This window comes from Paenibacillus sp. FSL H7-0714 (genome assembly GCF_038003765.1).
Lineage (GTDB): Bacteria > Bacillota > Bacilli > Paenibacillales > Paenibacillaceae > Paenibacillus_AQ.
This window is the reverse complement of the sequence record NZ_JBBOPT010000001.1, coordinates 4,593,130-4,619,949: the sequence shown is the minus strand read 5'-3', so window position 1 is coordinate 4,619,949 and position 26,820 is coordinate 4,593,130. Positions and strand designations below refer to the sequence as shown.

General features: G+C 41.5%; 25 protein-coding genes and 1 pseudogene. 22 read left to right on the top strand and 4 right to left on the bottom strand.

The genetic code is table 11. The features are described 5' to 3' along the window. Positions 1–49: 49 nt before the first annotated feature. From NST34_RS20700 to NST34_RS20665, 8 genes are all read left to right on the top strand, one after another. Positions 50–952, top strand: a complete 903-nt coding sequence (locus NST34_RS20700; RefSeq protein WP_060622964.1) for a carbohydrate ABC transporter permease — start codon at positions 50–52, stop codon at positions 950–952. Between the two features lie 18 nt (positions 953–970). Further along, positions 971–1,831: a carbohydrate ABC transporter permease gene (locus NST34_RS20695; protein ID WP_036688719.1), complete on the top strand. Its 861-nt coding sequence runs from the start codon at positions 971–973 to the stop codon at positions 1,829–1,831. Next, the gene (locus NST34_RS20690; RefSeq protein ID WP_341128681.1) at positions 1,831–3,051 is read left to right on the top strand and encodes an anhydro-N-acetylmuramic acid kinase; all 1,221 of its coding nucleotides are present in this window, start codon (positions 1,831–1,833) and stop codon (positions 3,049–3,051) included. The genes NST34_RS20695 and NST34_RS20690 overlap by 1 nt, the downstream gene beginning before the upstream one ends. Beyond that, positions 3,052–4,023, top strand: coding sequence for a GNAT family N-acetyltransferase (locus NST34_RS20685; RefSeq protein ID WP_341128680.1), 972 nt, complete (start codon positions 3,052–3,054; stop codon positions 4,021–4,023). Positions 4,024–4,025: 2 nt separating this feature from the next. After that, positions 4,026–4,733 carry a PIG-L deacetylase family protein gene (locus tag NST34_RS20680; protein WP_341128679.1) on the top strand — a complete coding sequence of 236 codons (708 nt, stop codon included), beginning with the start codon at positions 4,026–4,028 and terminating at the stop codon, positions 4,731–4,733. 98 nt (positions 4,734–4,831) lie between these two features. Next, a complete protein-coding gene (locus tag NST34_RS20675) occupies positions 4,832–5,974 on the top strand; it encodes an exo-beta-N-acetylmuramidase NamZ family protein (RefSeq protein ID WP_341128678.1) in 1,143 nt (380 codons plus the stop codon). A 17-nt stretch (positions 5,975–5,991) separates the two neighbouring features. Continuing rightward, positions 5,992–7,554, top strand: a complete 1,563-nt coding sequence (locus NST34_RS20670) for a glycoside hydrolase family 3 protein (RefSeq protein WP_341128677.1) — start codon at positions 5,992–5,994, stop codon at positions 7,552–7,554. 128 nt (positions 7,555–7,682) lie between these two features. Next, positions 7,683–8,600 (top strand): N-acetylglucosamine kinase, encoded by a 918-nt coding sequence (locus NST34_RS20665; protein WP_341128676.1) that lies wholly within the window; start codon positions 7,683–7,685, stop codon positions 8,598–8,600. A gap of 95 nt (positions 8,601–8,695) precedes the next feature. Here the strand turns inward: NST34_RS20665 and NST34_RS20660 are convergent, their stop codons facing one another. Beyond that, on the bottom strand, positions 8,696–9,904 hold the full coding sequence (locus NST34_RS20660) for a GNAT family N-acetyltransferase (RefSeq protein WP_076299290.1): 1,209 nt from the start codon (positions 9,902–9,904) through the stop codon (positions 8,696–8,698). 175 nt (positions 9,905–10,079) lie between these two features. Between NST34_RS20660 and NST34_RS20655 the strand changes: the two genes are divergently transcribed. The 4 genes from NST34_RS20655 to NST34_RS20640 all read left to right on the top strand — a co-directional run bounded on the left by NST34_RS20655 (position 10,080) and on the right by NST34_RS20640 (position 11,702). Beyond that, on the top strand, positions 10,080–10,274 hold the full coding sequence (locus tag NST34_RS20655) for a hypothetical protein (protein WP_076299289.1): 195 nt from the start codon (positions 10,080–10,082) through the stop codon (positions 10,272–10,274). Further along, positions 10,258–10,563 carry a MurR/RpiR family transcriptional regulator gene (locus NST34_RS20650; RefSeq protein WP_256716288.1) on the top strand — a complete coding sequence of 102 codons (306 nt, stop codon included), beginning with the start codon at positions 10,258–10,260 and terminating at the stop codon, positions 10,561–10,563. Before NST34_RS20655 ends, NST34_RS20650 begins: the two co-directional genes overlap by 17 nt. A gap of 50 nt (positions 10,564–10,613) precedes the next feature. Continuing rightward, the gene (locus NST34_RS20645) at positions 10,614–11,093 is read left to right on the top strand and encodes an SIS domain-containing protein (protein WP_256716281.1); all 480 of its coding nucleotides are present in this window, start codon (positions 10,614–10,616) and stop codon (positions 11,091–11,093) included. 114 nt (positions 11,094–11,207) lie between these two features. Then, on the top strand, positions 11,208–11,702 hold the full coding sequence (locus NST34_RS20640; RefSeq protein WP_256716280.1) for a GyrI-like domain-containing protein: 495 nt from the start codon (positions 11,208–11,210) through the stop codon (positions 11,700–11,702). Positions 11,703–11,774: 72 nt separating this feature from the next. Here NST34_RS20640 and NST34_RS20635 read toward each other — a convergent pair. Beyond that, positions 11,775–11,909 (bottom strand): annotated as a pseudogene (locus NST34_RS20635) (helix-turn-helix domain-containing protein); the annotation flags it as partial. A gap of 356 nt (positions 11,910–12,265) precedes the next feature. Here NST34_RS20635 and NST34_RS20630 point away from each other — a divergent pair. Together NST34_RS20630 and NST34_RS20625 are read left to right on the top strand one after the other, a co-directional pair. Beyond that, on the top strand, positions 12,266–13,354 hold the full coding sequence (locus NST34_RS20630) for a DUF1648 domain-containing protein (protein WP_076299288.1): 1,089 nt from the start codon (positions 12,266–12,268) through the stop codon (positions 13,352–13,354). A 210-nt stretch (positions 13,355–13,564) separates the two neighbouring features. Beyond that, positions 13,565–14,554, top strand: a complete 990-nt coding sequence (locus tag NST34_RS20625) for an aldo/keto reductase family protein (RefSeq protein WP_076299287.1) — start codon at positions 13,565–13,567, stop codon at positions 14,552–14,554. 8 nt (positions 14,555–14,562) lie between these two features. Here the strand turns inward: NST34_RS20625 and NST34_RS20620 are convergent, their stop codons facing one another. Then, positions 14,563–15,462 (bottom strand): LysR family transcriptional regulator, encoded by a 900-nt coding sequence (locus NST34_RS20620; RefSeq protein ID WP_076299357.1) that lies wholly within the window; start codon positions 15,460–15,462, stop codon positions 14,563–14,565. Between the two features lie 243 nt (positions 15,463–15,705). Here NST34_RS20620 and NST34_RS20615 point away from each other — a divergent pair, with 243 nt between their 5' ends. From NST34_RS20615 to NST34_RS20580, 8 genes are all read left to right on the top strand, one after another. Further along, a complete protein-coding gene (locus NST34_RS20615) occupies positions 15,706–16,548 on the top strand; it encodes a sugar phosphate isomerase/epimerase family protein (protein ID WP_076299286.1) in 843 nt (280 codons plus the stop codon). A gap of 410 nt (positions 16,549–16,958) precedes the next feature. Next, the gene (locus NST34_RS20610) at positions 16,959–18,458 is read left to right on the top strand and encodes a sensor histidine kinase (protein ID WP_076299285.1); all 1,500 of its coding nucleotides are present in this window, start codon (positions 16,959–16,961) and stop codon (positions 18,456–18,458) included. Continuing rightward, a complete protein-coding gene (locus NST34_RS20605; RefSeq protein ID WP_076299284.1) occupies positions 18,436–19,128 on the top strand; it encodes a response regulator transcription factor in 693 nt (230 codons plus the stop codon). The genes NST34_RS20610 and NST34_RS20605 overlap by 23 nt, the downstream gene beginning before the upstream one ends. A 149-nt stretch (positions 19,129–19,277) precedes the next feature. Continuing rightward, complete coding sequence (locus tag NST34_RS20600; RefSeq protein WP_341128675.1) at positions 19,278–20,789, top strand: S-layer homology domain-containing protein; 1,512 nt, start codon at positions 19,278–19,280, stop codon at positions 20,787–20,789. Between the two features lie 141 nt (positions 20,790–20,930). Then, a complete protein-coding gene (locus NST34_RS20595) occupies positions 20,931–21,539 on the top strand; it encodes an ankyrin repeat domain-containing protein (RefSeq protein ID WP_081393152.1) in 609 nt (202 codons plus the stop codon). A 167-nt stretch (positions 21,540–21,706) separates the two neighbouring features. Beyond that, positions 21,707–24,829, top strand: a complete 3,123-nt coding sequence (locus NST34_RS20590; RefSeq protein ID WP_341060220.1) for an ATP-binding protein — start codon at positions 21,707–21,709, stop codon at positions 24,827–24,829. Positions 24,830–25,002: 173 nt separating this feature from the next. After that, positions 25,003–25,599, top strand: coding sequence for a DUF1349 domain-containing protein (locus NST34_RS20585; RefSeq protein ID WP_341128674.1), 597 nt, complete (start codon positions 25,003–25,005; stop codon positions 25,597–25,599). 300 nt (positions 25,600–25,899) lie between these two features. Continuing rightward, positions 25,900–26,202, top strand: coding sequence for an HAD-IA family hydrolase (locus NST34_RS20580; protein WP_341128673.1), 303 nt, complete (start codon positions 25,900–25,902; stop codon positions 26,200–26,202). A gap of 82 nt (positions 26,203–26,284) precedes the next feature. Here the strand turns inward: NST34_RS20580 and NST34_RS20575 are convergent, their stop codons facing one another. Then, positions 26,285–26,809, bottom strand: a complete 525-nt coding sequence (locus NST34_RS20575) for a CDP-alcohol phosphatidyltransferase family protein (RefSeq protein WP_341129577.1) — start codon at positions 26,807–26,809, stop codon at positions 26,285–26,287. Positions 26,810–26,820 lie beyond the last annotated feature (11 nt).

Here is a 26,820-nt window from a genome sequence, read left to right as displayed (position 1 = left end):
TCTAAATTAGCTAGAGCTTGTACTGTTTTTAGAAGAGAGGTGCGACCCAATGAATCAAACGTTGACTAAAAGAAAAAAATTGAAACTCGAAAGTGACTCAGGTTGGGGATACGCGTTTATCGCAGTAGCACTTATTGCGTTTTCTTTATTTACCGCATATCCAGTCATCAATGCTTTTATTATCAGCTTACAAAAATATGGTCCATTAGGATCCACTTTTGTCGGCATGGATAACTTCGTTAACTCGTTTTCAGATGAACTTTTCTGGAAAGCACTGAAAAACACGTTAGTATATACGCTATTAACTGTTCCGTTTAATATTCTTCTATCATTTTTAATTTCAATTTTGATTATTCCTTTCAAGAAAAAAACACAAACGATCTTTAAAGCACTATATTACTTGCCAGCCGTAGCATCTGGTGTAGCGCTTTCTGTTGTGTGGCTGTGGATCTTCGATCCGTTAAAATCAGGTATTGCCAATAAGCTCGTGAGTTTTTTAGGTATTGAAAATCAAAACTGGCTTGGTTCCAGTGCCACTGCAATGTTCTCACTTGTGTTAATGTCATGGTTATCAAGTCATGGTACAGCAATTATTATTTATATAGCCGCATTACTCGCTATTGATAACAGCTATTATGAAGCAGCTGAAATTGACGGCGCGTCTTTCCTGCAAAAGCTTTGGTTTATCGTTGTCCCTTTCCTTAAGCCAACAACGCTATTCCTACTTGTTACTGGTGTTATCGGTTCCTTCCAAGTATTCCAAAACGCTTATCTTATGACAGGCGGTGGACCAGACCATGCAACAACAATGGTAGGTTTGTTAATCTTTAACAATGCGTTCACATATTTTGAGTTTGGTGAGGCAGCGGCACAATCATTAGTTCTAGCAGCGATTATCGGATTTATATCTTTCCTTCAATTCAAGTTTATAGGTAAAGATGTAGAATACTAGGAAAAGGAGCAGAATACTATGGGTTTGTACAACAATAGCTTAAGAAGCAAAGGGTATCTGTTTATACGTAATGGTGCAAACATTACGTTCCTTATCCTATTTGCCGCAGCTACCATATTCCCGATATACTTTATGGTCATCTCCTCGTTCGGTGATCCGGTAGAAGCTGGTGCAATGAGCTATTCTATCCTACCATCGAAGATTTCATTTGAATCTTATAAATTCTTCTTTAACTTCAGCCCACATACATGGGACTGGTTATTGAACTCCTTTATAGTGGCAGCGTGTATCACGGTATCTAACGTATTTTTTGCTACACTTGCTGGATATGCTTTTGCAAAAATGAAATTTAAAGGGAAAAACATTTTGTTCGCTATTTTGCTGGGATCCATGATGATTCCTGTTCAAGTCACTCAGGTTCCACTATATATTTTGATCGTAAACATTTTTGAATTACAAAATACGTACACAGCGTTGATTATGCCGAGCATAGTAACGGTATACAATATCTTCTTGGTTAAGCAGTTCATGTCCTCCATTCCAGGTGAAATTATTGAATCTGCTAAAATCGAAGGTTGTTCCCAGCCTAAAATCTTCTGGTATATCATTATGCCTCTATCTAAAACAATTATGGCAGTACTAGCAATCCTAACGTTCATGGCGGCATGGAATGACTTTTTCTGGCCGTTCCTAGTAACGAATACGATGGATATGCAAACCATTCAGGTCGGCTTGAAAAACTTTCGCTTTGCGAATACAACTTACTTTGCACCGATGATGGCGGGGGCAACCATTTCAGCAGTTCCAATGTTTATTTTGTTCTTCAGTTTACAAAAATACTTCCTTGAAGGGGTAACAGTTGGAGCGGTGAAAGGTTAATGGACAAACAATCAAAAGTTGATGCAACATACTTAGTTGGCTTGATGTCCGGTACATCAGTAGATGGTATTGATGCAGCAGTAGTTAAGCTTTTCCCATCAGCCGAAATAGAGCATGGAGTAGAGATTGAATTACTGGCTTTTGAAAACACACCTTTTGAGATGCAAGTTAGAAACTCCATATTTGAGCTTTTTGATCCCGCTAGCGCTACGATTGATAAGGTTGGCGCAATGAATATGTGGCTTGGCGAATTATACGCCCAAGCCACATTATCCGTTATAGGGAAATGCGGCCTTTCGCCTTCGCAAATATTCGCAGTAGGATCGCATGGTCAAACAATCTATCATGCTCCGGATGAGAATGTTATGGGCGGTTATAATCTGCATTGTACCGTTCAGATTGGGGATGGTGCAGTTATCGCCAATCGCACAGGAATTCCTTGCGTATCAGACTTTCGAGTTGCTGACATGGCAATGGGTGGACAAGGAGCTCCGTTAGTACCATTTACCGAATACTTATTGTTTAACAATCCAAAGAAAACACTTCTGATGCAAAATATTGGCGGAATAGGCAATGTGACTGTTTTGCCTGTAAATGCCTCACCGGATGAGGTATTTGCTTTTGATACGGGTCCTGGAAATATGATTATCGATGGCCTTGTATCGCAATTATTTGCACCAATGACAATGGATGTTAATGGCGAAATTGGTGAGGGCGGTCAAGTGATTGATGAGCTATTGAAATGGATGCAGCAGGATAAATATTATACGATGCCGTTACCAAAATCGACAGGCAGAGAACGGTTTGGCCAACAATACGTGGCACAAATTATTGAAATGATGAAGGTTAATAACTGGAAAGCAGAAGATGTTGTTGCAACAGCTACGTACTTAACTGCCTGGAGCATCGTCGATAGCTATGAACGGTATATTGCACCGCAGCACCAGGCTGAGCAATTGTTAATTGGCGGCGGTGGAAGCTATAACAAGACGCTTTTGCGTGATTTACAGCACTTATTTGTACCGCATAACGTGCAGGTGCTGACGCAGGAGGATATCGGTGGTAATAGTGATGCTAAGGAAGCAATTGCTTTTGCTCTGCTAGCGTATTACACGATGGAGCGCTTACCAAACAATATCCCGCTAGTAACTGGAGCTTCACAGCCAGTAGTAATGGGCAAAATTTCCTGGCCCTATATTGGACGTTCACAGGAGGCTTAAATGTTGCAAATCAGACCCTTTTCAATTGAAGATCACTCTGCAGTTGTAGAGCTTTGGAATCGTGAGGCTACAAAATATGATTATAAGCCATTTACAGAGCGAGAGTTTCAAGATACATTCATCGACCATCCTTATTTTGACGCTGACTGTATATGGGTAGGCTGTGACGAAAAAGGGATTGTTGGTTTTGCAGCTGGCTGCTGCGGTGACGATCTCCCTCTTGGAGATGTGGCCGGTTATATTACGAGTGTTATTATAGATACCCATGTGGCTTCTCTGGAGCTTTACGATGCTTTTCTATTGCGTTTAGAAAAAAGATTCCAAGAACTTGGGAAAAGACAAGCGGATGTATTGTTTTTCAACCCTGTTAAGCTGAAGTGGATTATACCAAGTGCACCTCAGCATGAGCATAATAATGCCCCGGGCATCAGTAAGGATCAGCCATTATATGAAGCTTTAATGGCTAGAGGCTACGAAGATCGAGCGACGCAATGCGGCATGTATTTAAAACTCGGAAGCTTTATAGTTCCCGAAGATATTTTAGATAAGGAAACCAATGCAAATAGCAAGGACTATTACATTACGTCCTATGTCCCTGATTTACATACAGGGCTTGAAGCAACGCTTGCTGCCCTGCAAAATCCGCAGTGGAAGAACGATATTGTTACTTATGTGAAGGTTGGCGCACCACTTGTAGTAGCTGTGTACGGCAACGAGGTTGTGGGCTTTGCAGGTCCAATTATTTCGCAGCCTGATGGAAGAGCATTTTTTTGCGGTATCGGAGTGCACCCAGAGCATGAGGGTCATGGCCTTGGCAGTGTATTATTTTTCAGAATGGTTGAAGCTTTTCAAAATGTGGGCTGTCAATATATCTCTCTATTCACTGGAAATAATAATCCGGCTCTTCGAATCTATCAAAAAGCGGGCTTTACTATTGAAAAACAATTTTCTATATTGCGGAGGGAACTTTAAAGATGAGCGAAAAATTCACAGTATTAGCAATTGGAGCACATGTTGGTGATGTGGAGCTAGCTTCTGGTGGTGTACTCGCTAGTCATAGTTTAAAGGGAGATCGCATTGTGACACTAGCGTTAACTGCGGGTGAACGAGGGGTCCCGGCAGGACAGGATATAAAGGAATATCGTCAGCAAAAAGTGAAAGAGGCACAGGTTTTTGCGGATATGCTAGGCGGTGAAGCCATTGTATTCGATGATTATTGTGACGGAGAGTTGCCTGACAATCAGGAAATTCGTATGGAGGTTTGTGATGTAATTCGTCGCGTGAAGCCTAACATTATTATTACACACTGGAAAAACAGTATGCATAAGGACCATGCGCTAACGCATCATATCGTAAATGATGCCCGTTTCTTCGCAAGTCTATCATCCTTTGAACGAGCGCTCCCCGCGCACTTTGCAGCAAGATTATATTACTCCGAAAACTGGGAGGATGCGGTTGATTATGTCCCTTACATATATGTGGATTTCGATCAAGCGGCATTTGATCTATGGATAGATGCTTTAAGCAAGCATTGGTTTGTGACGAATAGCAAATCTTTCAAATACATGGATTACTATAAAGCACTAGCAGTTGTTCGCGGCTGTGAAGCAAGAAAGACATATGCAGAAGCATTTATGGTGCCTGCTGAAACGGTGAAGGTTAGGCAGTCTAGTCTTTGGTAACTATTCAACTAGCTAAGAGGGAGTGTTTCTATGTATAGCAGGAAACATTCCCTTGTTCTATCCATTTATGCGAAAAAGCAGCTAGGAGGCAGCTTCATATGGTGTTAAATGGGATTGATTCTATAACGAATTATCGTTATTTGTTCGAAGGTAAGCGCGTAGGATTGATTACAGCGCCGACAGGTCTTACGAAGGATTTTGCATCAACGATTACTATATTACATGAAAATTTTAATCTTGCTGCGATGTTTTCACCTGAGCATGGCGTTCGCGGAGATTTGGATGCAGGAGCAGTAGTAGACACTTACATGGATCCTTTTACGAATGTTCCAGTCTATAGCTTGTACCGTAAAGACTCCAAGCGTTTAACAAAAGAAATGCTGAATGAAGTAGACATCATTGTATACGATATTCAAGATGTTGGTGTACGCTATTACACATATATTTATACGATGCTGTATGCACTTGAAGATTGTGCAAATGCAGGTGTAGAATTTGTTGTTCTTGATCGTGTTAATCCGCTTAACGGGGTAACGGTAGAAGGGAATGTCTTGAAGCCCGGCTTCAAATCATTTGTTGGAAATTACGAGCTAGCCGTGCGATACGGCTTAACAGCAGGTGAGGTAGCAACGATGGCAAATGATCAAATGAATTGGAATGCATCGCTGCATGTCGTTCGTTTGGAAGGCTGGGAACGGAGCATGTCCTTCCCGGATACAGGATTAACTTGGGTTCATCCTTCACTTGGAATGCCACGATATGAAACAGCTTTATTATATACAGGAACATGTTTATTTGAAGGCACGAACTGCTCGGAAGGACGAGGCACAACGTTCCCGTTTGAAATGATTGGTGCTCCGTTCATTCAAGCGCAGCAATTGGCAGATGAGATGAATGCAAAAGGTATCCCGGGTGTGCTTTTTCGTCCAGTTCATTTCAAGCCAACGTCATCTAAACATTGTGGCGAGCTATGCGGCGGGGTACAAATTTACATTACAGATCTCCAAGTGCTGAGGCCTTTAGAAGTTGGGGTGACCTTATTATTTACGATAAGAGATTTGTACGAGCAATTTTCATTCCTGCCTCCTGTGAAGGAGGGCTCTCGTCCATTTATCGATTTGCTGGGGGGAGACAACATGTATCGTACGGAAAATATGCAAGCCAAGCAGCTGCTTGAACAGTTTGCAGCGGAAAGCAAGCAATTTGCAGAAATAACACAGCAGTATCATTTATATCGCTAGAGGAAGGTGAATAATTGATGAGAACAATAGAACATATGAGCTTGCGCGAAAAGATTGGACAAATGTTCGTAACAGGCTTCCCTTCAAACGAGATCACTCCTGAGCTGAAGGAAGTTATTGAGCATTATAAAGTCGGCAATATTATTTTATTCTCACATAATATCGACAATAAATATCAATTAGGCGAGCTTGTTACTGAGCTGCAGCAATGGTACACGACACATACTGGTATCCCGGGTTTTATTACGATCGACCAAGAAGGCGGTCGAGTCACTCGTATGCCTAAAGACGCGACCAATGTTGCTGGAGCCATGGCAATTGCTTCTTCAGGACGACCTGAAAATGCGTATGCAGCAGGCAGAATGACTGCCAGAGAATTGAAAGCATTAGGTATTAATTTTAATCTAGCTCCAGTTATGGACGTTAACAATAATGCATTGAATCCAGTCATAAATGTTCGTTCATATGGTGATTCTGTTGCAACAGTATCCCAGTATGGAATTCAAATGATGAAGGGATTGCTCGATGGAGGCGTCATGTCCTCACTTAAGCATTTTCCAGGTCATGGTGATACAAATGTCGATTCACATATTGGCTTGCCTACCATTGAAAAAACACTTGAGGAATTAGAGCAGCTTGAGCTGCTGCCGTTTAAGGCCGCAATTGAGCAAGGCGCTCAAGCGATTATGAGTGCACATATTTTATTTCCAAAAATTGAAAAATCCGGTGTGCCCGGAACTATGTCTCATACCATTATTACAGAGATATTAAAAGGAAAATTAGGATATAAAGGGTTAGTTGTATCGGATTGTTTAGAAATGGACGCGATCAAACGATACTATGGTACGGCAAAAGGAGCGTTAGGAGCTGTTAAAGCAGGTATTGATTTGGTATTCATTAGTCATACTCCTGAGACAGTGAAGGAAGCGATTCATTTGATCGAAGAAGCTGTAGCCACCGGTGATTTGGATGAAGCGCTAATTGATGCAGCTGTTACAAAAATTTTAGCTTATAAAGCACAATATGCGACGATTGAGGAGCTAGATTATGAACTAGTTGGCTGCGATGTACATCGCCGAGCAAATGAGCTAATGCGTACGGAAACGATCTGCCTCATTAAAGGTGAGCTCCAGCCCATTCATACCGGTGACGAGCAAGTGTTATTTATGGGTTCCTATTCATACCGCACCGATCTTGCGTCCAGCAGCTTGAATCAAGCTCTTAGCTTTCCGCAATATATGGGGGAGCATTTTAATACAGCTTATGAGATTATCGACATTGACCCGAGCGAGGAGCAAATCAACGCTGCGCTGCCAAAGGTACAAGGCTACAAGCATATTGTTATCGGCTTGTTCAATGCGCGTGAAAACAAAGGTCAGCTTGCGCTTGTTCAGAAGCTGCTGGCGGCAGGCTGCAAAGTAACGGCCATTACATTAGGTCGCCCGTATGATTTACCGTTAATCGAAGGCGAGTTCTGCGGAATTGCGGCATTTGAGTATACACTTGATACATTCAAATCACTCCTTCCAATCCTAAATGGTGAGGTTGTACCCACCGCCAAGATTACGATACAGATGTAGACAAGCATAAACGCCTTCGGCGTCCTTTCAAGGACGGCAAACGTTTATGCGAGAAATATAAGGATAATATATCGCGTGAAACATATAAATTCTTATCTTTGAAAAAAGTACAACAAGGGGACATAAGTATGGCATTTATCGTTGGAATTGATGGGGGTGGCACGAAAACAGCTGTCACCATTACGCATGACCAGGAAGACTCTTTATTCACCTTTACTGTAGGGCCTATTAATTATAACGGTGGTGATGCTGATGCTATTGCCGCCTCCTTTGAGGAAATTTTTAGTCAAACGAAGCTCTACTGCGGTAATTTACAAGAAGTTGCTCATATATGTATAGGTGCGGCAGGAATAAGTAATCCGCTGGTCATCAATTTTTTGGAGCAGCATGTGAGAAATAACGGTTATATCGGGTCATTAACGATTACAGGCGATCAAGAAACCGCATTATACGGGGCACAAAATGCGATGCAAGGCATCATTCTCATTGCCGGTACAGGATCGATTTGCTTTGGGGTCAATGAAAAAGGAGAGCAGCATCGCACAGGAGGCTTTGGTCATCTGATTGATGACGAGGGAAGCGGTTATAGCATTGGGCGCGATCTATTATCCGTATTAGTTCAAGTGGAGGACGGAAGAATAACCGATACGGTCATCCCAGCGATGGTATATGAGCAGCTTGGATTAAGCACTGTGAAAGAGATTATTGGCTTTGTTTATGATAAAAATACGACGAAAAAAGATATTGCGCAGCTCGCACCGATTATGACGACCGCATGCGAGAAGGGCGATGCACATGCAATAGCGTTAGCGGAGAAATGTGCAGCCAATCTATATGAGCTTGTTGTGCCTGTTATTGAACGGCTTAAGCTATATGAAAGTCCGATTGCGATTGCAGGAAGTGTGCTGCAAAAGTCTCGCTTTGTGAAAGAAGCCTTGGAGCGAAAACTCGCACAGAGCTACGCGCAAACAAAGCTGACTTTGCCGATTAAGGATGCAGCCTACGGTGCTGTCCTGTTAGGAAGATCAAAAATGAACAACGACTAGTTTTTGTCGCTATGGAAAATAAGGGTGTGTCATAAGTCCGAGCAGTTGGACTTGCGACACACGCTTATTTTAAAATGGTAGGAATCAAAAATGGCTTAAAATTTATCGGTCAAATAAAACACGGCTTGTTGTTTCGGAAATAGAGCTTGAAGGATGTTAGCGTGCTCAGTACTGTCCTTTGCTGCGCCTGCTTCATTATAGCCGAACATGATATAAGTCATTAGCTCACGTTCATCTACTTCTATTGAAGTATAGGGATTGGTATGATTACTAGTATCGGAAACAGTAAGCCGCTTTTGCTTATAATCCAAGTAGATACAGTCCTCATTGCTGCGAAGTGCAATATGCAGTTCCTGGTCTGCAATTATGTTGCTACGGTTTAGGCGATCTTCTAATTCAGGCTGAAGCTTATGGAAAGTTGAACTGAGATTGATCATTTTCCACATCGCCATATTGATTTGAATTGAATTTGCTTGATGTTGTTGGTAATAGGAATATAGCTTATGGTCCTCTGGGAGCATCGCTAATATTTGCTTTGCATTTTGGCGCAGCTGACATAAGGCATGAAACAAAGCTTCAACGCCGTTTTCGGCTTCGTTCAAATACAATAATTCATTAATAAATACTTGTTCAGTATCTTTCTTTTCAATGATGCCATAAGCGACGATTTTTCCATTTCTGCGAAGGAGCAAGCAGTCAACTTTCTTCCATTCCGGCCAGGTCAATAAATCATTCCAATACGTTCTACTTCGGATCACGGTGTAGGTACGATTCTTATTGAATTGTTCATAGATGAAACGGATATCATCGAGATAACATGCTTCAAAAGGAATGATTTCATCACTGTTTTGCTGCTGCTCCAAACTTGCTGGTTTTTCAATTGCGAAAGCAGTCTCCGGAATAAGTCTCCAGCCAGCCTTTTCATAAAACGCATGCTTGCTAGCCAAAAGCAAGCTTATATCATAATCGGTTTCTTTCATATAGTTGGTCTGCGCATGAAGAATTTTGTGTGCAAGCCCCAGCCCGCGGTAATTTAGATCTGTACCGACACTCCCCATTGCACCCGTTTTCAAGATCGCTTGACCGACTCTAATATGAAACGGAAAAATTTGTACATTAGATGCAATCTTATCGTCAACCATCGCAAACCATGTTGTATCTGGATCATATGTGGTGTCTAGGTCTAATCTTTCTTGGAAAAAAGCTCGGCCTACGGAAAAGCATTCATCTAAAATATCGTAAATCTTTTCAAGCTGCTCTCTAGTTGGATGGTTCATTACGATGATGTTTGGTGTCGTCGTCATCTTTCATTTCCTCCTGCGCCGTAATGTTGGGATAAATTTAATAAATGAAAAAAACGGTTTTTTTGAAATTTAATTTCTTAACTTATAGTTTAATGTTGAAAAAAAAATTCGTCAATAATGGAACGTGTGGAATCATAGAAGTGATACAAAATTTAGATTGCTCAATATAGTCTAAATGAGTATTAGGAAAATAGCGACTTCGGCTGAGCAATTACAAGCACAAAGCGCACAAATGAAGGCGCAGCTTAAAAAGAAGAATGATAAACCGTTCAAGAACTTTTTGCGAAAAATCGGAAATAATTTCATACCAATGATTCCTGCATTTGTTGGAGCGGGTTTAATTGCAGGGAAGTATGATTTCGCAAATTGAGCTAGACTTAAATGAATTGCCAGAATCAGAGAAAAAAGTAGCGGAGTACATTCTTGCAAATGCTAAAGAAGTGCTGCATATGACCATACATGAGTTAGCGACAAAAGCGGAGGCAAGCAGTGCGGCGGTTGTTCGTTTTTGTCGGTCGCTTGGAATAGAGGGCTTTCCAGCGCTGAAAATCCGTTTATCCGCGGAGGTAGAGAACACGCCGCATGTTAGATACTTTGATGTTGAATCGAATGAAACGTTGATTCCATCATTGATAAATTTCTGTCGAACACCATACTGACCTTTCAGAATACGGCCAGTTAACTCGACGCACAATCTATAGAGCAGGCAGTGAGCCTGTTACAACAGGCAGAAGTGATTTATGTTTATGGGATAGGTGCCTCATTTATTATTGCAGAAGATGCAGCACAAAAATGGCTTCGGCTAGGCAAAAATGTATATGCGATTTCAGATCGTCATTTATTGGCGGCAGCCATGGCTACGAAATCAGAAAATGCCGTCTTCTGGGGGATTTCGTATAGCGGTGAAACGAGAGAGGTTATTCAATTATTAAAACGAGCTAAGGAACAGGGGATAAAAACAATCAGCCTCACTCGTCCTGGTAATAACAAGCTCTCTCAGCTTGCCGATGTTTCTTTATTTACATCACGTGCGCCGGAAACGCAGCTTCGTAGTGCGGCAACAAGCTCAAGATTTGCGCAATTATTTGTGCTCGATATTGTCTTTAGCGCATATGCATCTGCTCAGCATGATTTTACTGTGGAGCAGCTAGCGAAGACAAGAAAAATGATTGAAATTTTGAATGATTAAATTGCGATAAGAAGCTTCTACCAGAGTATGGTGGAAGCTTTTTTATTGTAAAGTGCTTTAAGTAGATCGAACTATTCTTCCACTTAATAGTATAATCAAATAGTATTCCTTATTTTGAATGGAGGAGATTTTCTGGAAGCTAAAGTAGTAACATTATCCCCTTTTCATGTTGTAGGTTACAAAATTGAAGCAGATATTAATGAGTTTGAGTCTGGTCTTGGTAAGAACATTTATGATTCGCTATTTGAAAGAAAAGACGAAATTCAAGACAAGAAAAATGAGAATGTAATCTTAATACAGATTTATCCTATGGAGCCCGATTTTAATCCTCAGGTTGACAGGTTTACACATATTCTTTGTTATGAAGTAAGTAAACAAGGTGATGTTCCGTTAGATATGATAGGTCATGCTGTCGGTGAGAGTAAGTATGTTACTTACACACATCAGGGACTTGAATCCGATCTCAGTCGTTCATATGACTATGTATATGGACAATGGATTAGAGAAACTGGAAATGAACCAAAGGATTATGATTTTGAAATTTGGGATGAAAGATATAAACCAGAAAGTCTAGAGAATGAGATTGATTTGTTTGTAGCATTGAAGTAATTATTTATGCTTTAGCCTAGACGTGAACAAGCTCCTGTGAATATCACAGAAGCTTGTTTGTGTTGCGGATTATTAATTATTGCTGGGATAGCGCTTAGGGTTATCTGTCTGACCCAAAATATAGTCGATGCTTACTTTATGGAATTTAGCTAGCGTAATTAAAACGGCGCTGGGAACATCCAAATTTCCATTCTCGTAGCGGGAGTATCCGAATGAGCAAGTATTATATTAAGCATGGACGGACTTATTTATACTCTGACGCAGTAATCCGCACCATTGCAGATACGAGGCGAGTCCTTTACCTACATAGAATTTCAAACAGATGTACTTGCCATAATTCAGTTGTCAGATGAGTAGCTCTGCGTAGCGAAAAAACTGGATAAATTGTTAATTTCACCCCAATAGTCACTAAAATCGATTATAATAAAATTTATGTTCAAGTCGATTACCTATCCTAAGTTAATAGGATAATCATACGCAAAAAGGCATAGTGATGAATCGCCTATGCTATAAGGGTTATAGAGTTTTGAATACACACTTATATATAAGAGGAGGCGAATGATATGACGATAATGCCTGTTATAGTAATGATCTTTGTATTTGTACCTGCCATTGTACTCATGGTAAGCATGCCTTATTTAACAAGAGAGACGATTAGTTTTGGGGTCACCGTCAGCCCTGTACAATTCCATAGTGAGCCTCTGCGCCAGATGCGGAAGTCATATGCTAGGATTAGTGCTACCTTGCATACCATCCTATTCATGGTTTGTATCATCTGTCTAATATACGGTGATGAACATTCCAAGCAACAAAGTTGGATCATTGTCACTTATTCACTCGCCATGGTCGTAATCTCCCTAGTCATAAACATTAGCTATCATTTCAAAATGAAAAGTTTACTACCTATGCTGCCTATTGCTCTGGAACCATCGATCATGGCAGTGGACACTGGATTTCGGAAAAGAAACATTGGCTTGTCTAATAATTGGTTCCTCATTCATGTTTTAATTACTGTTGTTAGTATTGTAACTGTGCTATACAACTACGATCTGATTCCTGATCAGATTCCGATCCATTACAACAGCAGTTGGAACGTAGACCGCTATGCAGCTAAATCTTTTAGTTCTGTGTTTATGCCTACAATAATGCAAGTGTTCATAACACTTTTGTTCATATTTGAGAATTGGAGTATTCGCAGAGTAAAGCAGCAGGTTCAACCCAATGATCCTAACCGTTCCATCAGACAAGACGCAACTTACCGCCGTACTTGGTCATATTTTATGCTTACAGCAAGCTTCTTAATGGTTATCCTGTTTTCTGTCGTGCAACTAAACATGATATCTCTGCTTAACATGAATTTCGCTATCCCTATTATCCTAATCATAATAGCCCTTATTATCCTATACGCCTTGGCCTTAACGTTCTGGGCTGGTCAGGGCGAAAGCCGCTTGGAGCGATCTGCCGATAGCTCCAATGTCAGACCTGTCCATGATGATGATAAATGGCGATTTGGTATGATTTATTTCAATCCCAAAGATCCAAACCTAATCGTCAAGAAAAGGCTCGGAGTCGGCTGGGGATTAAATTTCGGTCACCCATTAAGCTGGCTGTTTTGGCTCGGAATTATTGTACTGTTAGTTGTGGTGCGGTAACAAGGCTTGGAGGTTAATACTCACCGGAGTATAGGCGAAGTTAGAGTTTCAAAACAAAATATTTACCGAAAAAAACGCCTAAAGGGCGTTTTTTATTATCTTTAAGTATCTCAGTAATATCTTTTTTGAATTAAATCGCATATCAAAGAGTATTTCTCGTATTAATATCTCTTTGTTACAATCAGATTGTTATCTAAAGGAGGGTATAAATTGAACTATCGCAAATTAGGAACGAGTGGTTTACATCTAAGTGAGATTGCTTATGGTAATTGGATTACACATGGTGCTCAAGTGGACAATGATACTGCCCATGCTTGTGTTCTCGCTGCATTGGATGTAGGGATCACAACATTTGATACTGCAGATGTATATTCCGATACGAAAGCTGAGATGGTGCTGGGCCAAGCATTAAAAGGAGTGCACAGAGCTGATATCGAATTGTGTACCAAGGTGTGCCATCCCACAGGGACGGGACGTAACGCAAGAGGTCTGTCTCGCAAGCATATTATGGAGGCGTGCCATGCTTCACTGAACAGATTACAGACCGATTATATTGATATCTATTATGCGCATCGCTTTGACGCAACAGTATCCCTTGAAGAGACCTTCTTGGCTTTTTCGGATCTGGTGCGTCAAGGTAAGGTTCTCTATGTCGGGATAAGTGAGTGGACGGCGGATCAGATAGCAGAAGGTGCTGTTTTGGCGAGGGAATTGAAGGTGCCATTGGTGGCTAGTCAACCTCAATATTCGATGTTATGGCGCGTAATGGAGACGGAGGTAGTTCAAGCTTGTGAGCGGGAAGGGATTGGACAGGTGGTCTGGTCACCGCTTGCTCAAGGGATTCTTTCAGGCAAATATATGCCAGGGCAACCATTGCCAGAGGGTTCTCGTGCTTCAACAGCTGCGGGCTCACCTTTTATGAATAAATTGGCGGGTCAATGGCTTCGGACTGAGGTGCTTGAGGCGATCTCGAATCTCTCTACCATCGCCAGCGAAGTTGGGTTGACGCTTCCGCAATTGGCTATAGCATGGGTGTTGCAAAATCCACAAGTCTCATCTGCAATTATTGGGGCATCCAAGCCTGAGCAAGTAATAGAAAATGCCAAAGCTGCGGGAGTTCGTCTGGATAGGGAAGTTATGATGCAAATCGATAGGGTGCTAGAAGGGCTCGTTGAACGTGATCCTAGAAAAACGGGCTGAATATTATATCATTCACCATTAATAACTTCTGAACTCATTTGTCCTATGATCTCTAGTAACGCGGATAAGGAGGCACGATCGGAATCGGTTCTCCAAGCGGCATAAAGGGGAATCGATGGTGTGCTTTCTTCAAAGGGACGAAATACGACACCTTCGCGCTGAAAAATAGCAACTGAAGAGGGCACAATGGAAACTCCAAGATTAGCAGCTACCAAGTTTACAATGGTGTACATCTGAATGGCTTCCTGTACAACATTCGGATACATGTCGTGTTGGGCGCAGAAGCTCATAATGAGGTCATGAAAAGGAGCTCCTAAATGACGTGGGAACGATATAAACGGCTCTAAAGCTAAAGAGCGAATGGATAACACCGGTAAATGAGCTAGGTGATGCTTCTCTGGCAAAACGGCAACAAGCGATTCATTGACTAAGGGACGATGGTCGATATGCTTGCCCGACTCTGTATAACGTACAAATCCAATGTGAATCGTTCCTTCATGTAAAGCCTGCCACTGCTGAGCAGATGTCATCTCATGTAATGTGAGTTGTACTTGTGGATAACGTTCCCGAAACATTTTTAACATATCGACCAATACTCCACCAGCTGCAGAATCTATAAATCCAATGTTCAAATGTCCGATAATTCCTTGATCGACTAATTGTGTTGTTTTAATAGAGCGTTCCAGTTGAGATAGAATGGATTTAGCCTCCTCTAGAAATACCGCCCCCGCTGGCGTTAGACGAACTTGTCTTTTGTTCCGTTCTAATAGTTTCACACCAATCTCATTCTCCAGAGCTTGAATTTGCTGGCTTAAGGGAGGCTGCGTCATATTCAGCTTCTCTGCTGCACGGTTAAAATGCAGTTCCTCTGCTACTGCGATAAAGTATTGCAATTTTTTTATGTCCATACTGTTCAATCTCCCTTGAAATGCTTCTCCAAGCAAGTATAAGGATCTTTGAACGAAAATGAAAGGAAGGGCTTGTCGTCCCCCCATAAGCCTCCTACCCCATCTTAATTTTTGACAAAAAACATTATTGCAATTAGATCGTAGAATTTGTTAAAGGGGACTAGAGATGGTTTTATTCGAGTGCACGATGCGCTAGACTAGATATGACGAACTGTTAGATTGGTCATAAGGGGGAGAACGACGATGATAAGAGGATTAACAACAGCAGGTTTGGGTGAACTCAGTTCTAATGAAGAATATATCAGACTTGCGAGCCAATTCGGCTTTCAGTCGATAGACGCAAATCCATTGGAGTTAGTGCAGCAGTATGGTAAGGATGGGGCTGTTCAATTGCTGGAAAGCCATGGCATCATGCTAGGATCATTTGGTTTAGTGGTAGATTGGCGCACAACAGAGGAAAGCTTTAGAGAAGGGTTGAAATCGCTTACCCAAATGGCTGAGGCCGCTGCTGCATTAAATTGTACGACATGTTGTACATATATTTTACCTTCGACAGATCTTCCGGTCGCAGCTTTTATGATTGCAGCCACGAGACGTTTAAGACTATGCGCGGAAATATTAGGCGCTTATGGAATTACATTAGCATTAGAGTTCGTAGGCCCTCATCACTTACGTACACAATGGGCAAATCCACTGATCTGGACGATGCAAGATACGTTGAGCTGGATGGAGACGATTCAAGTAAGGAACATCGGATTGTTATTGGATTCTTACCATTGGCATACGAATGGATTAACGAGTGAGGATCTGCTGAAATTACAACCGTATCAAATTGCATATGTCCATATTAATGATGCTAAACCTCTATCGACAGAGGAATTGTTAGATTTCGATCGATTGTATCCAGGAGAAGGTTCTATTGATCTCACAGGATTCTTGGGAAGCCTGAAAAAGATCGGGTATGCCGGTGTGATCGCCCAAGAAGTTCTGGCGCCAGCTTCCGCGCAAAGTTCATCTGAATTATTTTCTCGTTCTAAAGCAGGCTTCGATAAAGTATTCTCATCACTGGAAAACGTACCAATATAGAATGAACTTGAAAATATTCAAAAAAGGGAAAAGTGGTGGAAGGGAATTTTGGAACTGTAGGAGCGGTAGCGTCCGCCCGAAAGCTTACCGTAGGAAAGCTCGCTTCGAAAGCATAGGCAGTCTGCGGATTTCAACCGTTAAGAACGGTATAAATCAAGAAATCTGCAGACAACAGCGGCCGGAAGTCCAAACATTCTCTGGAGTCGCGACCAACCCGAAATAGGAAAATCATCAGATCAATCTATATAGCATTTGATGATCTCGCGTAAATTAAGTTCTATAAAAACTTCTGCCGAAGTGTTGGTAGAAGTTTTTTTCTGTTAGCAAACGCTCTCCCCATGTGATAGTATTTCACTAAAATACGGAGATGACTATTTAGCGGATCCAATGTTAGTGAGAGGGGAACAGTCGTGTCGATTCGGATAAAATTACTGTTATCTTATACGGGAATGCTAGTCGTTAGTTTACTTATCATCGTAATGACGGCAGCTTTATTTACAATTGCATCAACTGGAGATGTTCATAGTCTTAGGGATTTTTATAAAGTGCACTATCAATTAAATCCGTTGTCGGAGCAAGAAGAGTCGATTTTTTTAGAATTAAAGTATTTAGCCAAGCATGACCCGGATGAATTGCAGAACAAGGATTTGTTACTGGAATATGATTTTAAGCTAAAGACAGAGAAAGCGGGACTATTTGTAAGGCGAGTAAATGACCCTGTGTTTGAATCGCGCACCTTCAATCAACCTGAATTAAAGGATGCTTTACCTCCTTACGATCTCAATAACTATCAGATTCGTAACACGTTTAATATTAAAGAAAGATTTTATGGCTATGCCAAATTTGACTTTAAATATTCGGATGGGGCGAAAGGCAGTGTTTTCGTCATCAAAGAGCATAGCCCTTTTGCGGAACTCACACGGAGGCTGCTACCGATCTTTTCATTGATATTAATTGGCGTTCTTGTGGTTGCGAATGTACTATTATATCGCTGGATTACACGAAGTGTTATTAAGCCACTGAACAAGTTAAGGGATTCCGCAGAACGAATTCAAGAGGGTGACCTTCAATTTGAACTTAACCTGCAATCCAAAGATGAGATTGGGGAGTTAAATAAAGCGTTTGAGACGATGAGACAGAGGTTACAAGAGTCAGTGAGCCTTCGTCTGCAATATGAGGAGAATCGGAAAGAATTAATCTCAAATATTTCACATGATTTACGTACTCCGATTACGAATATTAAAGGGTTTATTGAAGGCATACGAGATGGTGTCGCCAATACACCTGAGAAGATGGACATGTACGTCGACATTATTTATAACAAAACCATTGGAATGGATAAATTGGTTGATGAATTGTTCCTATATTCCAAGCTGGATTTGAATCAGGTCCCATTTTCGTTCGAAGCTGTGGATATTATTGCATTCCTTGAGGATTGTATCGAAGAGATGCGCTACCATAACGAAAATAAAGGAGTTTCATTTCAGCTAGACGACCATAACTCCGAGCGTATTGAGGTTGTTGCAGATTTAGATAAATTAAAACGGGTATTACTGAATGTAATTGGAAATGCGCTGAAGTATATGGACAAGCCGGACCCTTTCATCCGTTTTTCTCTGCAAGTGGATAGTGAATGGGTGACTGTTGAAGTGAAGGATAATGGAATGGGTATTGATGCTGAAGCACTTCCACATATCTTTGAACGGTTTTATCGTGCAGAGCCTTCTCGGAATCTATCGACAGGCGGTAGCGGACTTGGTCTTGCGATAGCTCGTCAGATTATTGAAGGGCATGGTGGGTCGATATGGATGGAAAGTGAACCAGGTGTGGGATCAAGCTTGTTCTTTACTTTAAAGCGAACGACCGATGAAGGAGGATTTCATTCGCATGACACGGATTCTGATTATTGAAGATGAGGCAACGATAGCGCAATTGGAAAAAGATTATTTTGAACTGAACGGTTTTGCCGTTGATATATGTCATACAGGTTCTGAAGGGCTTGGGCAGGCTCTTGAAGGGGATTATAATCTTATTATCGTAGATTTGCAGTTACCTGGCATCGATGGCTTTGAATTATGCCGCCGTATTAGGGAGGCTAAGGAAGTGCCGATCTTTATCGTATCTGCGAAGAAAGAGGAGATCGATAAGCTTCGGGCGTTTAATCTCGGAGCGGATGATTATATTACGAAGCCCTTTAGTCCAAGTGAATTAGTGGCAAGAGCGAAAGCGCACCTAACGAGATATGAACGCATGCTCAGCAAGCTAGAGCCAATGGAGAAGCATGAGATCCAAATCCGTGGAGTTCATATCGATAAAAATGCCCGCAGAGTGTATGTACGTAATCATGAGGTTTTGTTTACCGCTCGGGAGTTCGATGTACTGGTCTTTTTAGCGAGTCATCCGAATCGGGTATTCAGCAAAGATGATTTATTCGAACGGATCTGGGGGATGGACTCCAGCGGAGATATCGCAACGGTTACGGTTCATATTCGCAAAATACGGGAGAAGCTGGAAGCGGACCCCTCGAATCCACAATATATTGAAACGGTGTGGGGTGCGGGATACCGGTTTACGGTGTAATGGCGTTTTTCTTTAAGGTTTTCGATAATTTTAAGCTCTAGTTAATACTTTATTAATAAATCGTTTCTGGGGAGTTTATTTCTTTCCTTTATCATTCAGTTATAGACATGAGCAACAAATAACTTAATGATTTTAGAGGGGGAAATACAGTGAGAATCGTTTCTAAAAAAGCAGCAGCATTAATGATCGCAGCAACACTAGGCGCAACCTCTTTACCCTTTGCCGTGTTAAATGTACAAGCAGCACCTACATCAGGCAACATAGGAATATCCGCAGCTGCATCTAAGTTATCAGATAAAGAAATTCAAGAAGCCGTTGAAGTACTTGCGGGATTAGGTGTGTTACAGGGTTATGCAGATCATTCGATGGGTGTGAACAATCCAATCAATCGTGCAGAATTAGCGAAAATGGTAGTATTGACTTTTAAATTACAAAGCACTGAAGAGAACACTGCCCCATTCACCGATGTGAATTCGAACGTATGGTATTACAAATATGCGTCAGTACTTGTTGGTTTAGGGATAATGGAAACGGAAGATGGTAAATTCAGCCCTAATAAAACGGTAACGGATGAAGAAATCGTGCAAGTTGTATCGAAGGCGTTGAAGCGTGATGTCTTATCGGTTAACTACTGGGCTAATAAATTGCAATCCACTTCTGGACCTGTAACACGTGGCGAAACAGCGGCCTTACTGAATACAGCACGTAAAGCAATGCCATCCGATAAAGCTCAAATTACAAGTGTGAAATCGATCAATGAAATTACATTAATCGTAACCTTAGATGCTCCTTTGACAGCTGAGAATGAGGTGTTTGCTAAAGCAAAAGAAGATTTTGTATTCAATGACGGTCTAACCTTAACGAATATGCCGCGGCTGAAATCGGGTTCTGTTGCAACGTACATTGTTCCTACATCGGTGCAAAAAGCTGGAACAACCTATAATTTAACGTACAAAGGTAAGAATGCAGGATCATTTGTAGGAAACGCAGCCAAGGTGGATATGACAGCAACCACTCAGGTAACCAACGACACCTTTGAGATTGAAGCACTGAAAACAAATGGCGTCATTGACTATGGATATGTCATCTCTGCATACAGTGGTGGACGTGGTGCTAACGCATTTGTTTTGGATGAGAACAACAGAGCAAATGGCATCACGTATCAAATCATTCCTTCCATGCAAGGTAGACAAGTAACGATTACCCCAGAAGATGGAGAATCCATCGTTGCCAAGTATGTTCCATTTACACAATCGACAGATGGTAAGATTGAGCCGAAATTCCGGCTTCCTGAAGGACAAGTCTTGAAACCAGGTGTGAAATATACCGTAACATCCGACTGGGCCAATATATCAAATCCTTCATTCGAAGCAAAAGAAATAGCGCCACTGCAAATCTCTGGCGCTGAAGCTGTCAGCGATACATCCATCAATGTATCCTTGGCTCAAGACCCTGGTGATGAATTGTTTTCGGGTCGTAGTGTACAACTAACCGCTCCAAACGGAGACAAATGGGCTGCAACCTATAAATTCTCCAGTCGTAAAGGTGCCGTAGGTGTATTCGATATTACGGATAGCGGTAAATTGGCTGCTGGGACAGTGTATACTGTGACACCACTAGGCGCATGGGCAACCTCTCAAGCCACATTCACTTCGAAATAAGGCGAGTCTACATGAAAGGTGTTGAATGTCATGCGCTTTCTCGTCTTAACACTCTTACTTTTTATATCAGGATGTCAGACCGATGATTTCAAGGTGTTAAACAACCAAGGGCAGCAATCAACTCAGGAGGTGAACAATGAAATGGATAAGCTGAACCAAGCACTGTTAGCTGCGACTCGTCAAGGAGATAAGGAGCTTATAACAAAACTATTAACAGACGGTGCAGATATTGATGTTACAGATAATGAGGGTAGAACGCCCGCTTTAATCGCTGTACACACGAATCAACTGGATATATTCAAATTATTGCTTGAAAAAGGTGCCAACATCAATATCCGCGACAATCGCTCGGATAATCCACTTCTTTATGCAGGAGCTGAAGGAATGCTTGATTTTGTGAAGGTATCTATTGCTGCAGGTGCTGATACCTCAATTGTGAATAGGTTTGGGGGGACCGCACTCATCCCTGCTGCAGACCGTGGTCATATGGATATTGTGGAAGAACTTCTTACAAGTTCTGACGTCAATATTGATCATGTCAATAATCTGGGTTGGACTGCATTACTAGAAGCTATCATACTGGGCGATGGGGGCAAAGAACATCAGGCTATAGTGCAATTGTTAATACATCATGGTGCTGATATTCATATAGCAGATTCTAACGGAGTTAGTCCCTTACAGCATGCGCAAAATAGGGGTTATCAAGAAATGGTAGAAATGCTAATGAACAAGAGTAGTGATTCGATATAATTTAAAAAAAGGGAACTCCGCTCAAAACGGAGTTTCTTTTTTTTGTCCTTTGAAACTAGGATTACCCACCTCTAGAAACCTCATAATATAGTATAATCAGACTATAATATTCAATAGCGGAAGATGGGAATATAGCACTATTAAATTTATCGAAGAATGAGGCGTACATGAGAACTTCGGAGAATAAAATTAAGTTAAGTCATATGTTATACATAGTAGTATTTATCAGTATTTTAATTATTGTACGTTGGGGCTGGTATAATCATTTTTCGTTATCCAATCCTCCTGCTGTGAAGCAAGGCGTGTTAGATTTACGTGGGGTGGACATTGAATCACTAAGCACCTTTCCGCTGGATGGTGAATGGGAATTTTATCCTGAACAATGGGTGAATGCTACCAATATCGACAACGCTACGAAGGGGCAGATGCTTCAGGTACCGGGTAACTGGAATGCTATATTTAAGCCTGAAGAGCAAAAAAAGGCATATGGATACGGAACTTATCATTTGCGAATTCTGCTGGATCAACCCTTATCTGAGCCACTTAGCTTTTGGTTCCAATCTATCTATACTGCATCTGAAGTGGAGATTAATGGAACAGTTCTCTCACGGTTTGGTGTGTTATCTGATGAGAAAGAAGGCCATGTTTCTGTCACCAAGTCATTCCTGATCAGTTATACATCGATAGATCAGAAACAAATGGATCTGTTTGTTCGGGCATCAAATTATGAGTCTCCGTTAAAAGGAGGCATTGTTAGGTCTGTAGAGTTTGGCATTCAACATGAGATAGATACAGTCTACTGGAATTCCATCGGCTTGCAGCTAATCGTAGGGGTACTGCTTCTACTACATGGGCTGTATTTATTGATCATCTATTTGATGGATGTGCGAAAAACAGAGTTGATTATTTTCTTCTCGATGATGGTTGCAGCGGCTGTATCCATTGGGGTTGAACATAATGGACTATTGTTCCGGTTTCTTCAGGTTGATTTTGCCTGGACGTTGAAGCTAAAGGTTCTTTCGTATATAGGGTTCTGCTTGTTCCTGTTCCTGATGGGTAGAGAGCTTTATGGGAATCTGCGGAAAGGCAAGGCCTTTTATAGTTACATCTTCTCACTCCTCGTTTTTACACTATTTATAATCTTTGGTCCAGAAGAGACAGTGCTATATTCAATCGAAAAAGGGGTCTATATGATCCTGTATTACGTTCCAGTATGTTGGACGGCTTATTATTTTATAAAGATGGTATCCATTCGAGCTGAGGGTGCACTATTTTTATTATGTTCAGTGCTTGCTGTGATTAACAATATACTATGGGCGTCTGTTTATTACGTAGGAACCTCGCAATTTATGTTTTATCCGGTAGATTTAATTGCTGCACTAGCCACTTTTTCTGCCTATTGGTTTAGAAGATACTTTAATCAGTCCCATCAGAATGTGTTATTAAACGCTCAATTGGCAGAGACGAATAAATTAAAAGACCGTTTTCTGGCGAATACGTCACATGAACTACGGACTCCCCTACATGGAATTATGAATATTGCCCAGAGCGTGTTAACGAGGAAAAAACATGTGCTGGATGAAGAGAGTCAACGTGATATGGAACTGCTAATTATGGTTAGTCGGCGGATGTCGCTCATGCTGAATGATTTGCTTGATGTGGTGAGATTGCAGGATAAACGGATTGTGATGAATATAAAAGCAGTGCATGTAAGCTCCTTGGCTGAGGGCGTGCTGGATATGTTACGCTTCCTTACCGGTGGAACAAAGGTGGAGCTTAGCATGCATATTAATGAGGATTTGCCGCGTGTACATGCTGATGAGGAGCGATTGGTACAGATTCTGATAAATCTTGTTCATAATGCACTTAAGTATACCGAACAGGGTAAGGTTGAACTGGTCGCTGAACAAGTGGGTAGGGATGTATGGATACATGTTACGGATACAGGAATAGGTATGGATGAGGCATTGAAGAAACGTGTCTTTATGCGCTATGAACAAGGGGCTTACGGGGAAGGTGGTATTGGACTGGGACTTAGCATCTGCAAGGAACTGGTCGAGCTGCACGGGAGTGAATTATTGCTGCAATCGCAGCCGGGTCAGGGGAGTAAGTTCAGCTTCAAATTACCCGTAGTAGATGAGCGTGTTCAATCATCTATTTCGGATGTTCAACTAGAAAAGGATACGATAACATTATCACCATTCAGCGCATGGATAACAGCTGAGACATCTACTATGGTAGCTGCCACATATTCCACGAAGGAAGTAGAGCCACTCTCTATGGTTGATTCAGACTCTGATATTATACGTGTTCTGGCAGTTGACGATGATTCGGTCAATCTAAAAGTTTTACAAAATATTTTGTCAGATGGAACCTATCAGATGGTTACTGCGACTTCTGCACGGGAAGCGCTGGATAAGTTAAACCATGATCGATTTGATCTGATCATCACTGATGTGATGATGCCGGGCATGTCTGGTTATGAATTGACAAGATTGATTCGTGAGCGGTTCACGATGTATGAATTACCTATTATACTACTGACTGCTCGTAGTGAGCGGGAGGATGTCTATGCGGGCTTCTTGGCTGGAGCAAATGATTATGTCACCAAACCGGTAGATGCGATGGAATTGAAGTATCGAGCCTTGTCCCTTTCATCTATGAAGCGAGCGGTCAATGATCGGTTGAGGATGGAGGGGGCTTATTTACAAGCGCAGATCCATCCACACTTTCTCTTCAATACACTGAATTCGATCATGTCCTTAAGTGACTTTGACACTGCCAAAATGAGAGAGCTATCAGATGCATTCACAACTTATTTGCGTATAAGTTTTGACTTCTTAAATGCAGGCAAGCTCGTTACGCTGTCACAGGAGCTTAAACTGGTGGAGAATTATATATATATCCAGCAGCAACGTTTTGAAGAGAGACTCCTTGTGGAATGGGAAGTAGATGCAAATCTTGAAATGTTGATGCCTCCGCTTACGATTCAACCACTAGTTGAGAATGCTGTTCGACATGGCGTTTTAAGTCGGGCTAAAGGTGGAACACTGCGCATTCACATTGAGACACGTGCGGATGCTGTCCATTTTAACATTGTAGACACAGGGTTGGGAATGGACGAAGCACAAGTCAGCATGCTGTTAAATCCGAATGGCTATAAGAATCAAGGTATTGGGCTGCTTAATACGGATAGAAGATTGACACAACTATATGGACGTGGCTTGCAAATTCAAAGTATCCCTGGTTTGGGAACTACGGTGTCATTTATCATTCCTGATAAGGATTGATTGTGATCATGGGGGAACTCCTTGGAGTTATCCCTTTTTGGTGTTTCTTTAGAAAATTATGTGAATATTTCACTATTGTTGCATCATTGATTGTAAAAATAAAAGCTACCTGCCATTATTACAGAGAAAGGAAAATTTGTGATCAAAAAACCATTCATGATAGGAGAATTAGAATGACTAATAACTTATTTGTAAAAGAGACAAGAGAACAACTGAGCTGGATGAATTGCCCCGAGCGTTGGGAGTTTACAGACTTAGATGAGCTTACAATAATTGCACCACCTAAATCGGATTTTTTCCAAGACCCGGCAGGTAAACATTTCGCAAGTTCAGCGCCATTCTTATCCATCCCTGTGGGTACTTCCTTTGAAATGACGACCAGAATTAGTGTCGATATGCGGCATAAATATGATTCAGGCTGCCTCATGTTTATGATGGACCATTATAACTGGGCCAAAATTTGCTTTGAGTTTGACGGACAGTATCCCATAATCGTGTCTGTGGTGACAAGGGAAGGGATGTCAGATGATTGTAACTCCGTACAAGTTGCTGTAGACAATCCGTATTTGCGTATTACCAAACAAAATCATTGTGTTACCTTCTCCTATTCAGAGGACGGAGCGAATTGGACACTGATCCGATATTTTGGAATGAAGGAAGGTGCTGAATGCGTAGCAGGTGTTGTCGCACAATCTCCCCAAGGTGAAGGCTGCTCAGTGAAATTCGACTATTTGAGTTTGTCGGAATCGAAGGGTGAAAGCCGCTTCTAACCAATCCAATGAAGCGAGGGATTCTATGAAAGCAGTTATCTGACTTTGATGGTTTAGTGCTTGATACGGAAACGCCATGGTATTACGTATTCAAAGAAGCTTATTTTGCGTATGGACTGGACTTGCCGTTGTTGCTTTGGGCACGGAATGTGGGCACAAACTTTGAAGAGTTTTACCCTTATCAATATTTGAAAAGCAAGTAGGGAAGCCAATTGACTAAAAGAGACTTCAGTCAGAATTAGAACAGAACTATGAGCTTCGTATGAACAATGCACAATTGCTTAATGGGTGCATAAGTATTTGCAATGGTTTGGGCTGCTTCCGCTATTTGATGCAGGAGTTACATCTGATGATGTCAAATGTGTAAAGCTAGACCCGGAACTATATAAGCCGGCGATGCAGCAATTAGGCGTAAGCCCAAACGAAACCATCGCGTTCGAAGATTCACCTAATGGCTTGAAAGCAGCCAATGCTACAGGAATTCGTTGTATTATTGTTCCGAATGAAGTGACTAGAGAGCTGGACTTTCCACCTTATGAAAGAAGACTTGAATCTCTCCTAGAATTTGTGATTTTGGGCAATTGTTGTTGGAGGGTGAGCTAACTCGATCTGGCATAAGGAAGTAAAAATAGGAGTTTAAATCAAGAGGTAACTCCTTGGAGTTATCTCTTTTTTGAGTAGATAATCAATTCCTAATAAACAATCCTTTTCGGTCCAACTGCAATTCTTTTGATGTGATTTGGATGATGAATTCCTCCACAGCAGATAAGGTTGCAATGATACATACAAAGACAGTCCAAATGGTGGAATGAATGAAGGAAAGCCATAGAGGAGTAACAAATAAGAGGAACCCGGTGAACTTATTGCCATAGGTGTGAATGCTTGCGTAAGTTTTGAATCTGCGAAGGGCAATCCCAATTGATGTTATACGGATGCCCCCAATCAAGAAGATCCACAAGATGATTACATGCGTAAGTCCGAGAAACGGATACAATGTAAATAAAGAGACAGCTATCAGTATTGTGTCGGCTACAGAATCTAGCTTTGCACCAAGACTACTTGTTGTGTTCGTCTTTCTAGCAATAGGTCCATCTATCAGATCGGTGATCCCACAAAGGACATAAATTACGAGGAAGACCGAACTTAGCGGCTTGAAGAATAACAGCATTATTGCCAAAATGATTCTGCTAAGCGTGATATAGTTAGGCACAAGCTTCAACT

Coding starts and splice junctions, on each gene's coding strand:
- NST34_RS20650 (WP_256716288.1), top strand. CDS start 10,258: ATGATTTCGCAAATTGAGCTAGACTTAAATGAATTGCCAGAATCAGAG.
- NST34_RS20670 (WP_341128677.1), top strand. CDS start 5,992: ATGAGAACAATAGAACATATGAGCTTGCGCGAAAAGATTGGACAAATG.
- NST34_RS20675 (WP_341128678.1), top strand. CDS start 4,832: ATGGTGTTAAATGGGATTGATTCTATAACGAATTATCGTTATTTGTTC.
- NST34_RS20685 (WP_341128680.1), top strand. CDS start 3,052: ATGTTGCAAATCAGACCCTTTTCAATTGAAGATCACTCTGCAGTTGTA.
- NST34_RS20595 (WP_081393152.1), top strand. CDS start 20,931: ATGGATAAGCTGAACCAAGCACTGTTAGCTGCGACTCGTCAAGGAGAT.
- NST34_RS20620 (WP_076299357.1), bottom strand. CDS start 15,462: ATGGACATAAAAAAATTGCAATACTTTATCGCAGTAGCAGAGGAACTG.
- NST34_RS20655 (WP_076299289.1), top strand. CDS start 10,080: ATGAGTATTAGGAAAATAGCGACTTCGGCTGAGCAATTACAAGCACAA.
- NST34_RS20690 (WP_341128681.1), top strand. CDS start 1,831: ATGGACAAACAATCAAAAGTTGATGCAACATACTTAGTTGGCTTGATG.
- NST34_RS20680 (WP_341128679.1), top strand. CDS start 4,026: ATGAGCGAAAAATTCACAGTATTAGCAATTGGAGCACATGTTGGTGAT.
- NST34_RS20615 (WP_076299286.1), top strand. CDS start 15,706: ATGATAAGAGGATTAACAACAGCAGGTTTGGGTGAACTCAGTTCTAAT.
- NST34_RS20605 (WP_076299284.1), top strand. CDS start 18,436: ATGACACGGATTCTGATTATTGAAGATGAGGCAACGATAGCGCAATTG.
- NST34_RS20665 (WP_341128676.1), top strand. CDS start 7,683: ATGGCATTTATCGTTGGAATTGATGGGGGTGGCACGAAAACAGCTGTC.
- NST34_RS20590 (WP_341060220.1), top strand. CDS start 21,707: ATGAGAACTTCGGAGAATAAAATTAAGTTAAGTCATATGTTATACATA.
- NST34_RS20695 (WP_036688719.1), top strand. CDS start 971: ATGGGTTTGTACAACAATAGCTTAAGAAGCAAAGGGTATCTGTTTATA.
- NST34_RS20630 (WP_076299288.1), top strand. CDS start 12,266: ATGACGATAATGCCTGTTATAGTAATGATCTTTGTATTTGTACCTGCC.
- NST34_RS20700 (WP_060622964.1), top strand. CDS start 50: ATGAATCAAACGTTGACTAAAAGAAAAAAATTGAAACTCGAAAGTGAC.
- NST34_RS20660 (WP_076299290.1), bottom strand. CDS start 9,904: ATGACGACGACACCAAACATCATCGTAATGAACCATCCAACTAGAGAG.
- NST34_RS20585 (WP_341128674.1), top strand. CDS start 25,003: ATGACTAATAACTTATTTGTAAAAGAGACAAGAGAACAACTGAGCTGG.